This window comes from Bacillus sp. CCNWLW194, from assembly GCF_037120585.1.
Classification (GTDB): domain Bacteria; phylum Bacillota; class Bacilli; order Bacillales; family Bacillaceae_G; genus Bacillus_A; species Bacillus_A basilensis.
Genome location: NZ_JBBBBL010000001.1, coordinates 73,913 through 87,208, shown reverse-complemented (window position 1 = coordinate 87,208; position 13,296 = coordinate 73,913). Strand labels below are relative to the sequence as shown.

Here is a 13,296-nt window from a genome sequence, read left to right as displayed (position 1 = left end):
ACCTACCTTTATCTAATTCTTATTTAGCTCTTTTTGAATTTCTTGCTTCAATAAAAATAAAGCTGTTTGATAGTCTTGTGGATCGATTAGCTGTGATTGATTTAATTCACGCAATTCATCTTGCATTAATTGTAAATCTGCAATTCGATCACCCGTATAAATAATCGTACCAAATTTCTTTAGCAATTGCTGAATATCATAAATAGATATCATTTCATCACCCTCTATGCTCACTTACTATAAAAAATTATAATAAGAAAACGTTCACATATTTTATTATAATCAAGAAGAAAAAGTCTCGTCAATTTTTATTTGTCTATACAAGCCCATTTATAACCATTGTTCCTTTTTCTGTAATAATTTTTTCGACATTTTTATCAAATGGCTCTACTGGAATATGTTTTACCATTTGAAAATCATAAGCTAATGATAGCGTTTTCCCTTTATAATGTACGAGATAACGATCATAATAGCCACCGCCATATCCAATTCGCTCTCCTCGCTCTGTATAGGCTACGCCTGGTACGATTTGAAGATCAATTTCATCCGCATTCACTTCTTCCGTAAGCGCCGGAATCGGCTCACGTAAATTCATATACACTGTTTCTAATTGATCAAAATTACTAATTTGTCGGAAGGACATCGTTCGCGTTCCTTTGTTACACTTTGGAACAACAACTTTCTTTCCTTCTTCCCAAGCTTTTTCGATGATAGGATATGTATTCACTTCATTTTCCATTGAAAGAGTAATTCCAATTATTTTAGCCTCAGCCCACTCTTTTTGCGCATACAACGAAAATGCAATTTGCTCTGATAAAGTTGCATACTGTTCTTCTGATAAAGAATTCATGTGTTCTATTATTTGTCTACGCAAACGTATTTTCTCTTCTTTCACACATCTTCCCCCTTACAGTGACACTTTACTCTATGATGATAGTGTATCACTTTTAACAAAGGAATCGAATAAAAAAAGAAACAGTAGGAAAATATTCCTACTGCTTACTTTGTTTCACGGTGTAACGTAGACTTCTTGTCACGCTTGCAATACTTTTTAAGCTCGATACGCTCAGCGTTGTTACGTTTGTTTTTCTTTGAGATATAGTTACGATCTCCGCATTCTGTACATGCTAGAGTAATATTCACACGCATTCTTATTTCCCTCCAGTACTAATAACTTAAATCAGACTATACTATAATACCACTTTTAAAATAAAAATTCTACACCTTTTGATATTGTCTAATTTTTTCTATAAGATTTTTCATGTTTTCCCTTGCTATTACTGGGTTTCTAGCATGTGAATACACTAAAAATTTCGGTTGTTTTGTGTCAGAAACGATATAAGACCACTCTTTTTCGGTATATTTGAACTGTACTCCTTCAAATATACCTTCTTCCTTTCTTTCCATATCAGCCAATAATTTCCTCATTACTTTCCCTTTTTCATTCCATGAACATACAACTTCATCACAAAGTAAATAGAGCGGCGGTGATTGCTCTACTATGCTGAGAAATGTTTTTCCCTGCAATGCTATTAACTCGAATAATTTTCCAATTCGATATAAAATATCTCGTTTCCATCTCGCTTGAAACGACTTTTTTTCATCCTGCGTATAAAATAGAAGGTAACATTCTCCTAATTTCAGAGACATTGGGTAAATACTTCCTGCCGATTCAAGTAATAAATCTGGAATATCTACCTCTTCAAAATCTGTCCCCTGGTAAATATTACTATGATTATCATATAACTCAAAATAATTTCCTTGCTCGGAAAACATAAGTGCCATATTTGCTTTACTTGATTTCATCAAGGCTTTCACATGATCCTTTTGCTCGCCCGCATAAATCCACGTAACTGTGCATCCGAGCCTTTGCAAAAAAAGCATAAGTAAATGTTGTAACATATCATTTCTCTTATTAATAAGAAGATGGAACTTCTGTTTTTTTATTTTTTCAATATCAATACACTCTAATACAGCCTCTATATAATCATGTAAAGAAACGTGGACTAGCTTATTCCGTCCCATTTCTTTCTCACATGTGTAATAAAACGCCTCAGACATATATACTTGTTCTATCGCTTTTTGCTGCTTATACGTTAATTGTAACCCATCCTTACCATACAACTTTATAACAACCTCTTTTTCATTTTCCACTTGAATGAAAACCCCACCTGCACATTGTAAATCCTGAATGCTATACCGAAAAAGCGATTCATTCATTTCTTTGCATTCCATCGTATGAACTCCGATACCATGAATCGCATGAAGAAAGAGATTTTTATAAGAAGTCGTTTCTATATGCTCTTGACTCCCGATTAATATACTTTCTCCTTTAGCAAAAAGGGATCCGTACGCCATCGCAACCTTTACAATAAATTGAGGCGTAATCTCAACATTACCTCTTCCTACAATGCGACTTTTTTGCAACCATCCTGCACTCTTTTCACTTGCTTGAACACCAGCCGATCCTACTACCGAATAGCTGTCGATCGCCTTATATGGCCATAGTTTTCCCTTTTGCTTAATTACTGTACTTTTCCCTATATGACAATGATCCGCTACAATGCTTTTTTGAAACAGTGTAACGTCATCTTCAACCATTGTATGCTCTCCTATTGTCGTCTCTAATAGCTCGCAATACTGCCCAATTTTCGCATTTGCAAAGACAATACTTTTTTGAAGATGAGAATAACTTGAAACAATACTATTTTTCCCTATAATAGAGTACGGTTCAATTATAGCTCCTGCACCAATTTTTGCTCCTTCTCCAATAAAAGAAGGGCCGTGAATTTTCGTTCCTTTTCCAATCGTCACGCCTTCTCCCATCCATACCATCGGCAATACTTCCGTGTAAGGAATAGGTACTTGCAATTTTTTCGTTAACAAATCAAATTGTGCTTGGCGATATTGATCAAATGTCCCAATATCTAACCAATAACCTTCTGACAAATATGCAAATAATGCGTTCTTATTTGCCAATAACGGAAACACATCTTGACTGAAATCAAAAAATTTCCGGGGCGGTATGTAAGAAAAAATTTCTGGCTCCATAATATATATACCTGTATTCACAATATTAGAGACAACTTCATTCCAGCTCGGTTTTTCTATATATCGTGTAACCTCTTGTTCTTTGTTCATTACAACTAAACCGAATGAGAGTGGGTTTTCTACTTCTTTTACAAACATAGTTACCATTCTTTTCTTTTGTTCATGAAACGTAATTCCTTCTGATAATTGAAAATCAGTTAACGCATCTCCACTTATGACAACAAACGTTTCATCTAAAAATTTTTCCGCTTGTTTAATACTCCCTGCAGTTCCAAGCCGAGGAGAGTCTTCAAAGTAGTACAAGTTAACGCCCCATTTGCTACCGTCACCAAAATATTGCTTAATAGCTGTACTCATATATTGAACAGTAATTGCAATGTCACGAATACCATGCTGACGTAATAATTCAATATTGTATTCCAAAACTGGCTTTTCTAATAATGGCAACATCGGCTTTGGAGTATTACATGTTAATGGTCTAAGGCGTCGTCCTTTTCCTCCAGCTAAAATAACCCCCTTCATATACTTCAGCCTCCACTTATATAATGTTCAGTAACTTCATATACGATATGTATATTATCTACCCCGCATTAACTAGCAGTATAAAATAAAACTTTAATCAGTATGGGGTTTGTTCCTTTCGCACTGATTATGAGCCCTGACCACTCGTGCTTTGACAGGCGGTAAAACTCCCTATATACATGTACCTTTTAAACGCCAAAAGAAAGCGCTTACTATTTACTTAGTAAAATATTACTTAATAAGCGAACAACATATATGTCCTATTTTTTCCATTATATTATGATACATCTTATCATCATAAACTAAAGGAAACAACGAGCTTTTTTTGTCATGTTTTGACTAAAAAAAGCAGGTGATGTTTCACCTGCTTTTTTTCTTTATTCATTTAATAAGTAATGCTTTCCTTTTACTAAATAAAAAACATTTTCAGCAATATTTGTAATATGGTCTGCTACACGCTCAATATATCTCGCTACAAAGGATAATTGTGTAATTTGTGTAATTGCTTCTGGTTGTTCTGGAACTGAAGATATAAATTCACGAATTGCTTTCCCGTATATTTCATCAACAGAATCATCCATTTCGGCAATTTGTTTCGCAAAAGTTAAATTTTCTTGCTCATATGCTTCTAACGCTAACTGTAACATCTCATTTGCAATTGCAAACATCTCATCAAGATTGTGCAAACTAACAGCCACTTCTTTTTCCCCTAGGCGAATTGTTGATTTCGCAATATTAACAGCATGATCTGCAATACGCTCTAAATCTGTCGCAGTTTTAATTGAAATGAAAATCCTTCTTAAATCACTTGCTACAGGTTGCTGCTTCGTAATAAGCATAAGCGCAAGATCATTTATTTCCTCTTCTAAAGTATCCATACGATAATCACCATCTATTACCTCTAACGCTTTCTCTACATCCTTTTTATGAAGACCTTCCATAGCAATCAATAAAGCTTCTCTCGCTAGTTCGCCAAGCTCAATCACCTTTTGCTGTAATGTTTTTAAATCACATTGAAACTGTTCTCTTACCATTGTTTCTTCCCCCTCAGTATTTATGTGCCATTATATATATAGATCTCCTACCTAGCCTACATGTAATAAGCCTTAAGATAGGAGAAGTATTACTTCTCTATCAAAACAAGGTAAAATAAGAAATGCCCTCCGTTAAGAGGGCATTGGCTCTTAGCCTTGCTAGTGATATCAACCAAATCGGCCTGTAATATAATCTTCTGTACGCTTATCTGAAGGTGTCGTAAATAATTTGTTTGTATCTGTATACTCCACAACTTCTCCACTTAAGAAGAAGGCAGTTTTGTCTGAAATACGTGCTGCTTGTTGCATGTTATGCGTTACGATAACAATACTAAAATCTTTCTTTAACTCTTGAATTAATTCTTCTACTTTTAATGTTGAAATTGGATCTAGTGCCGATGTTGGCTCATCCATTAAAATAACGTCTGGTTCAATCGCTAAACAACGTGCAATACATAGACGTTGTTGCTGTCCACCGGATAAACCGTATGCATTATCATGCAAACGATCTTTTAACTCATCCCAAATCGCTGCTCCACGTAAACTTTTTTCAACAATTTCATCCAACGTTTTCTTGTCACTAACACCATGGATTTTCGGGCCATATGCTACATTTTCATAAATAGATTTCGGAAATGGATTTGGCTTTTGGAACACCATTCCTACATGTGTTCGTAATTCTTCAACTGGATACGCTTTATCAAATATATTGCGCTCTCTATATTCAATTACACCTGTAGTTCGCACGATCGGTACTAACTCTACCATACGATTTAATGTTTTTAAGTACGTTGATTTACCACAACCACTTGGCCCGATAATTGCTGTAACTTCATTCTCATGAATGCTTAAGTTAATATCTTTTAGAGCATGGTCTTCTCCGTACCATAAATTTAAGTTTTTCGTATCAAATACTACTTTCTTTGGCGCAGTCTCGATTTTCTCCTCGTTTTTCACCTGTACATTTACTACTGTTGCTACCATTTGAATTCCCCTTTCATCCATTTCCAACTTATTTTCGATTTCGTAACCATAGGACAAATATATTGATAAAGAGCAACAAACCTAACAAAACATTCATCCCAGCAGCTGCTACATACTGAAATTCTTCTTGCGGTCTACTCATCCAATTAAAAATTTGAATTGGTAAAACTGTAAATCTATCAAACATACTAAATGGAACATAATTTGCAAATGCAAGTGCCCCGATAACTAATAACGGTGCCGCTTCTCCAATCGCCCTCGATATCGCTAACGTACAACCCGTTATAATTCCTGGGAAAGCATATGGCAATACAATTTGATACATCGTTTGCCACTTCGTAGCACCTAATCCGTAAGAAGCTTCTAATAATGAACTTGGTACAGATCGTATCGCTTCTTGACTCGCTACAACAACTGTCGGTAAGACGAGTAAACTCATCGTCAGTGCCGCCGCAATGATACTCTCACCTAAATGAAGAGCATATACAAAAATAGTTAAGCCGAGTAATCCAAATACAACGGAAGGTACTCCTGCTAACGTTTGATTATTAATTTCTATTACCTTTTTAAATATAGATTCCTTCGCATATTGCTCTAAATAAAGAGCAGTTCCGACTCCAAATATAAAGGAGACTGGTATAACAATACTCATAAATAATATTGTTCCTGACAAAGCTGCAGCAATCCCAGCTTCTTTCGGATTACGCGAAGCGAAGTTTATAAAGAAATCTACCGAAAGGTAACTTATACCTTTTTCAAAAATTTGAAAAAGCAAAATAAGTAGTATTACTATTGAAAACAAAATTGCTATATAAAATAACAATTTGTAAACTCGATCTTTTAAAAAACGTGATGCCATATTTTCTTGTATTTTTTTATGATTCAACATTCGCATATTATGTCAGCCTCCTAAAGCGGCGCATAATAGACTGCGAAATGATGTTCATTATAAAAGTAAAAAAGAATAACGTTGCGCCTACAGCATACATGCTGTAATAAGTAATTGTTCCATGTGGAGCATCACCTAAACTCACTTGCACAATATAGGCTGTTAGCGTTTGAATAGAGTGTGTCGGATCGAACGATACATTCGGTGTGGATCCCGCTGCAATTACAACGATCATTGTTTCACCGATTGCCCTGGAAGCGGCTAATATAATCGCTGACATAATCCCTGTAAAAGCCGAAGGAAACACGACTTGTTTTACCATCTCAAACCGAGTTGCTCCAAGTGCTAACGAAGCTTCTTTCGTTCCTTTCGCTACAGCTCTCATTGCGTCTTCAGACAGAGATGCAATTGTAGGTATCATCATAAACCCAATAACAATACCTGGACTAATCGCATTAAAAAACTGTAAATCTGGTATAATCCGTTGTAAAAGCGGTGTGACAACTGTTAATGCAAAAAAACCATATACAATTGTCGGGATACCTGCTAATAGTTCTAACATCGGTTTTAATAATTTCCTTGCACTGTTTGAAGCATATTCACTTAAAAATACAGCACACGCTAAACCGATAGGAATTGCTACGAACATGGCGATTGCGGTTACAAGGACCGTTCCACATATAAGTGGTAATATACCGAATTTAGGATCTTCAAAAAAAGGTAGCCATTCTTTCTCCGTCAAAAAGGAGTGTAATGGTATTTTTTGAAAAAATATCATTGTTTCATTTGCTAACGTAAAAATAATTCCAAGTGTCGTCACAATAGACACGCTAGCAATTATTTTTAGTAATAACGGAACTATTCGATTGATTCGCTGCGTTTTTTTTCTTTGTTTTGTATTTCTTTCAATCAAATGTTGTACAGAAAATGTAATTTGACTTTTGTCATTATAAGCCAAAGATGAAAACCCCTTTCCACCCTGACATTACCTTTTTATTTCTGTTAACATCCGCAGCTGTTCATTGTATTTTTCTTTTGGTAATTTTACATATCCAACCTCTTCGGCGAGATTACCAACATGCTGAATCATAAACTCAATATAATTTGCTACATTCATTTTATTTCGGATAGATGCATCATTCACATAAGCAAATAGCGACCTAGATAATGGCTGATACTTACCTGATTGAATGGTATCTTTCGTCGGAAGTACACCATTCACCTTGATTGCTCTCACCTTATCTCGATTGGCCATATAATAAGCATATCCTACAAAAGCAATGGCATTTTTATCATTCATTACCCCTTGCATAATAACTTGATCATCTTCAGACAAAGAGACTTTTTTTACAATGCGACTTTTTTGTAAGATGACATTTTGAAAATAATCATACGTACCAGAGTCTACACCTGGCGCATAAAACTTCACCTGTTCACGTGGCCATGATGAATGAATTTGTGACCATCGCTTTTCGCTTTCATCTTCACTCCACAATAGACGTAACTCGTCTACCGTCATATTGTCTACCCAAGTATTTTGGCGGTTCACAACGATCGTAAGACCATCGTAAGCGACTTCGAACGGTGTAAACTGAATGGAGTTTTTCTTCATTTCATTTTCTTCCACTTGTTTCATTACTCTCGAAGCATTATTTATATCCACTTCTCCTTTACTGAAACGATTAAATCCTCCTCCTGTTCCAGAAACACTGATGGAAATTTTCACGTTCGGATGCACCTTTGTATATTCCTCCGCTACTGCTTCTATAATAGGAAAAACTGTTGAGGATCCATCTACTCTCACTTCTCCCATTTCATTCACAGCAAATGCAGTAGCCGTGCCAACATAAAGGAAACATGTCGACAGCATGAAAACTTTAATCGATGCACTTATCCATTTCACGTGTTCTTCCTCCTAGAAGTAACCGGAAATAACAGGATTACAGATATAAGAATACTGCTAAACTATTAATTCGGTTTTAATTGTTTGTAAAAGTTTTGTAAAGTTCCACAAGAATCAACATGAAGTAAAATTTTAATCCGTAGCCACTGTGCATCTTCATTGATGATTGGTCTATAAAACAGTTATCCTCTAGAGGAGATGCATACGTATCATTTGTGAAGCCTCTTAATTTTTCGATATTATTATATGCTTGTCCACTTTATTAAAACGTATGCATGAACCATAAAAAAAAGCACACTAACTTTTCAGTTAGTGTGCTTTTTTTACAATCTTTTTATTCATCGTCTTGATCTACATTTTTATTTTTATTGTCTTTTTCATCTGTTGAAGCTTCACCATTTTCTTCCTTTTTCAAATCAAAGTACGCGTCCATAATGTCACGACTAATATAACCGTTAATACCTGATTTATCATCTACCCAAGGTACAACAACAGAAAATGCTACTTCAGGATCTTCAAGTGGCGCATAACCTACTAAAGTTAAGTTATATGTCTCTTTACGCTCACCGTTTGCCTTTCTACCAATCTCTTGATCTCCGCCATACACAGTTTGAGCTGTACCTGTTTTACCAGCAGCTTTATATGGTGCACCTGTAAAGTATTTCGCAGCTGTACCACCAGATTCGTTAAATACTTGTCTAAATCCTTCCTGAACACGTTTAATTTGTGATTCAGGCATATCAATACGGTTTAGTACTTTCGGTTCCATTGAATGAACAACTTTTCCAACTTCGTCTGGTTTCACTGAAGGTTGACGAATTTCTTTCACAACTTGCGGCTGCATACGGTAACCACCATTTGCAATTGTTGAAACATATTGTGCTAATTGAAGCGGTGTATACGTATCATACTGTCCAATTGATAAATCTAATAGGAAACCTGGCTGATTTCCTCTACCTGTTTGGCCGGCTGATTCATTCGGTAAATCAATACCTGTTTTCACACCAAGTCCAAACTGTCCGAAATAATAACGCATCGTATCAAATGCTTTTTGTGGTATATCTAACGTACCACCTCTCACATATTGAACACCTGCGATATTCATCGCTGTTTTAAACATATATACGTTAGAAGACATTTTTAATGCTGTCAGATCATTAATATATCCCATCGTCTTCCAAGAAGATTTCTTCGGTGTTCCTTTCAATACGATTGGTTCATCGAGTTGAGAGGAACCTGGTTTAATCGCACCTGTTTGATACCCCGTAAGTACTGTCGCACCTTTTACAGTCGATCCCATCGGATATGAACTTGTCATCGTTCCTAATGCGAAATCTTGTACTTTCGTTTCGCCATTTTCATTCACTAACTGTTTCCCAGCCATAGATAAAACTTCACCATTTTTCGGATTCATCATTACAACGAATGCACGATCTAAAAAAGGTTGTCCGCCTTTATATCTCAATAAATTTTTCGTGATAATTTCTTCTACACGCTTTTGTAATTCCATATCGATTGTTAAGCTCAAGTCATTACCACTTTGCCCTTTTGATACATTAATCGTTTCTAAAATATTACCGTTTTTATCTGTAATATTTTTCACTTCTGCTTTCGTACCGTGCAGGCTATCTTCATATTGCTGCTCAAGATAACTTTTCCCTACGCGGTCATTTCGATTATAATCACGAACAAGATAGTAATCTAAACGCTCTTTCGGTAAGCCTTCATCAGAAGTTGTTACACCACCAAGTACACTTCGGAACAAATCACCATCATATGCATATTTTCGTTCCCAATCGACACTTGTATCTACTCCTGGCAATTCCGCTAACTTTTCACTAATAATCGCATATTCTTCATCTGTTGCATCCTTCTTAATGACTTGTGGTGTCATTGCATATCCGCCGTCCATTTTGCTTTTAATCGCTAATATTTCTAAATCTTTTGCGGATAATTGATTCACTTCTTCTTCTGTCACGCGATTTCGTTGACGCTCATCTAATTCTTTATCGTCAATTTTCTTATCTTTCAACTCTTGACGATCTTTATTCGTAATTTTTTCTTTGGCTTCCTCTTTATGAATAGCAAGCCAATAATCTTTTTTATCGCGATCTGTTAATTTATCTGTCGGTACTTCAATCAAATCTGCTAGCTTCTTCGCTGTTTCTAAACGAGCCTCTGCAGTTGATCCTTTCATTTTTGTAAATGTAATCGTACGAACAGCTGCATTATCTACTACAGGTCGCCCATAACGGTCAAATATTTTTCCACGTGGTACAGGATTACTTATCGTCGAGTTCTCTTTCCTCTCCACTTCATTCTTGTATTCCTCACCGCGAACAATTTGTACATATCCAAGTCTTACAATAACCGCGGAGAACATTAAAAACACGCAGAAAAACAGCACGTTTAACCGAAAAGGAACGTGAGTCTTTTTCTTTTGTTGTTTCTGCTTCTTGCTCATACAAACCCCCTCTACCAACAGCTATGTAATGTGAAAGGGACACCCTCGTACAGGTGTCCTCACTGCTGTCTTACATCTTTTTCTATTCTAGCATAAAACAAACCAGAAGTTAACCTTCTGGTTCAGTTTGGTTCTGCGTGGTTCCTTGCGCTACAACACTTGTTTTCCCCGCATTTCCCTTATCATATTTGACATTTTTAACTGCAAAATAAATAAGAAAATGTCCAGCACCTAAAATACATAGTAAAAAAGGTAAACTCTTTTCAGGCGGAAAGAATAATACAGCACATAAAAAACTTAATACTGAACACATTCTTCCAGCATTTAACCATAATTCTCGGACAACTACATACTCTACACGCCACTCTCTCGCATTTTTCGCTCTACCAATTACATCATATGTCATCGATCCATACGGAACGAGTAAAATAGGGTATGCAATCGCAATGCATGCTGCATAAATAAGTAATTTTGTGTATGTAACATTAAATATAACTAAAAATACAACCGCATATAAAATAATGCCTCCAAGTAAAATTGCTTTTTTTCGCCACTCTTTCTTTAACATACGAGCGACTAGGTAGTAACATACAAATGATACAGCAGAATTTACCAAGCTATATTTTCCTAATGCGAGCTCACTATCGGTTGCTAAGTACACGTATACTGAAATAACAAAAATAAATGTTCCCTCTCTCAATCCTTGGAAAAAATGAGCACGTGTAATTCTTCCCCAATTTTTATCAATTCGTCGCTCTTTCAAAACTTGCTTGATCTCATAGCTACCTTCACATTCTCTCTTAGATAAAAAAAAGCTTAAAACAACAGCGATTGCAAATAGCACTAATGAAAGAAAGAATATGACCGTATAGCCACTCCATTTTTCCATACGTGAAATTGTGTATCCAGCTGCTATCGGTCCAATCATGCCAGAGAAGGATGTAAGAAGTCCAAGAAACCCGTTAAAGAAATCTCTTGTTTCTGGTTCTGTAATCTCAAATGTTAATAAGTTAAACGCGAGCCAGTAAAAACCATATCCAACTCCTAAAAGAGCCCCCATTAATAAAATATAGTGAGAAGCGCTTTTTCCCGCTACTAAAACAACGATAAAAAAAATCGCTAACGTTCCTACGCCTATTCTTAACAAGATTGAGCGATCAATACGCTTCGCTAATTTCCCACCTATAAGAAATGTGAGAGGCTGTAATACAACGCTGGCCAAATTATACAAGCCAAGATTCACATAATTTTGTGTTTGTTTCCATAAATAAATGTTAACAAACGTATTCGATAAAGAAATTGCGAGCGTGTATAAACCTCCAATAAGGAGCAATAACACTAAATCCCGATTCACTTCAACGTCACCAATTATATGTTTCCACTTCATACACAACTCTCCTTTACTTCATGTTCTAGTCTTCCAAAGACAAGCCCAATTATGTAAAAGGAAAGCATAGAAAAAAGCTAGGAGCACTCTCCTAGCTTTTTCTATCGTTATTACAATTATTTTGCTTCTTGGTAACGTTTTTCAGCAGCGTTCCAATCTACAACGTTCCAGAATGCACCGATGTAGTCTGGACGACGGTTTTGGTAATTTAAGTAGTAAGCATGTTCCCAAACATCTAAACCGATAACTGGAGTTTTACCTTCAGTTAGAGGAGAATCTTGGTTTGGCGTGCTTGTTACTTCTAACTCACCATTATTTACTACTAACCAAGCCCAACCAGAACCGAAGCGAGTTGCGCCAGCTTTTGCGAATTCTTCTTTGAAAGCATCGAAGCTACCGAATTTCGCTTCAATTGCAGTTGCAAGTTCACCTACTGGTTGTCCGCCGCCGTTTGGAGATAAGATTGTCCAGAAGAATGTGTGGTTAGCATGTCCACCACCATTGTTACGTACTGCTGTACGGATTGCTTCTGGTACTTCGTCTAAGTTTGCAACTAATTCTTCTACGCTTTTGTCAGCTAATTCTGCATGACCTTCTAAAGCAGCGTTTAAGTTTGTGATGTACGTGTTATGGTGTTTAGTATGATGGATGTTCATTGTTTCTTTGTCAAAGTGAGGCTCTAAAGCATCATACGCATAAGGTAAATTTGGTAATTCGTGTTTTGCCATTGTTATATTCCTCCCAGTTTATGTATTGCCACTTAAGTGACATACAACTTCATTCTACCCTAATTGCCATAGGGTGCAAACAAATAAATCACATTGTCTTGCTATCATTAAAGTAGCAAAATTCCCACTTCTTTTCAATTAAAATGCTCATATATTTCATAAAAAAAGCTCCCTTCTACAAGGAAGCTTCCTGCTGACATAATAAACATGTGAAATGGATATGGACCCTGTAGGACTCGAACCTACGACCGGACGGTTATGAGCCGTCTGCTCTAACCAGCTGAGCTAAGGGTCCACAATTATGTATGTAACAATACTTCAAATAAAGGAATTC

General features: G+C 36.1%; 12 protein-coding genes and 1 tRNA gene. All 13 read right to left on the bottom strand.

Translation table 11 applies throughout. The features are described from left to right. Positions 1–12: 12 nt before the first annotated feature. The gene (locus V7S50_RS00460; RefSeq protein ID WP_000623706.1) at positions 13–213 is read right to left on the bottom strand and encodes a YqgQ family protein; all 201 of its coding nucleotides are present in this window, start codon (positions 211–213) and stop codon (positions 13–15) included. 103 nt (positions 214–316) lie between these two features. Next, positions 317–895 (bottom strand): 5-formyltetrahydrofolate cyclo-ligase, encoded by a 579-nt coding sequence (locus tag V7S50_RS00455; protein ID WP_242252248.1) that lies wholly within the window; start codon positions 893–895, stop codon positions 317–319. 104 nt (positions 896–999) lie between these two features. Next, positions 1,000–1,149 (bottom strand): 50S ribosomal protein L33, encoded by a 150-nt coding sequence (gene rpmG / locus V7S50_RS00450; protein ID WP_001265616.1) that lies wholly within the window; start codon positions 1,147–1,149, stop codon positions 1,000–1,002. 69 nt (positions 1,150–1,218) lie between these two features. Further along, on the bottom strand, positions 1,219–3,573 hold the full coding sequence (locus tag V7S50_RS00445) for a sugar phosphate nucleotidyltransferase (protein ID WP_242252249.1): 2,355 nt from the start codon (positions 3,571–3,573) through the stop codon (positions 1,219–1,221). Between the two features lie 377 nt (positions 3,574–3,950). Further along, positions 3,951–4,607 (bottom strand): phosphate signaling complex protein PhoU, encoded by a 657-nt coding sequence (phoU, locus tag V7S50_RS00440; RefSeq protein ID WP_242252250.1) that lies wholly within the window; start codon positions 4,605–4,607, stop codon positions 3,951–3,953. Between the two features lie 168 nt (positions 4,608–4,775). Further along, entirely contained in the window at positions 4,776–5,591 is an 816-nt protein-coding gene (gene pstB, locus V7S50_RS00435; protein WP_336375969.1) for a phosphate ABC transporter ATP-binding protein, read from the bottom strand. A gap of 28 nt (positions 5,592–5,619) precedes the next feature. Beyond that, entirely contained in the window at positions 5,620–6,486 is an 867-nt protein-coding gene (pstA, locus tag V7S50_RS00430) for a phosphate ABC transporter permease PstA (RefSeq protein WP_242252251.1), read from the bottom strand. 1 nt (position 6,487) lies between these two features. Further along, positions 6,488–7,438, bottom strand: coding sequence for a phosphate ABC transporter permease subunit PstC (gene pstC, locus V7S50_RS00425; protein ID WP_242252253.1), 951 nt, complete (start codon positions 7,436–7,438; stop codon positions 6,488–6,490). Between the two features lie 27 nt (positions 7,439–7,465). After that, positions 7,466–8,383 carry a phosphate ABC transporter substrate-binding protein PhoX gene (phoX, locus tag V7S50_RS00420; protein ID WP_063222940.1) on the bottom strand — a complete coding sequence of 306 codons (918 nt, stop codon included), beginning with the start codon at positions 8,381–8,383 and terminating at the stop codon, positions 7,466–7,468. Positions 8,384–8,717: 334 nt separating this feature from the next. Beyond that, positions 8,718–10,847, bottom strand: a complete 2,130-nt coding sequence (locus V7S50_RS00415; RefSeq protein WP_242252255.1) for a peptidoglycan D,D-transpeptidase FtsI family protein — start codon at positions 10,845–10,847, stop codon at positions 8,718–8,720. A 109-nt stretch (positions 10,848–10,956) separates the two neighbouring features. Continuing rightward, a complete protein-coding gene (locus tag V7S50_RS00410; protein ID WP_242252257.1) occupies positions 10,957–12,234 on the bottom strand; it encodes an MFS transporter in 1,278 nt (425 codons plus the stop codon). Positions 12,235–12,350: 116 nt separating this feature from the next. Beyond that, positions 12,351–12,962 carry a superoxide dismutase gene (gene sodA, locus V7S50_RS00405; RefSeq protein WP_242252259.1) on the bottom strand — a complete coding sequence of 204 codons (612 nt, stop codon included), beginning with the start codon at positions 12,960–12,962 and terminating at the stop codon, positions 12,351–12,353. 221 nt (positions 12,963–13,183) lie between these two features. Then, positions 13,184–13,257, bottom strand: a tRNA-Ile gene (locus V7S50_RS00400). Positions 13,258–13,296 lie beyond the last annotated feature (39 nt).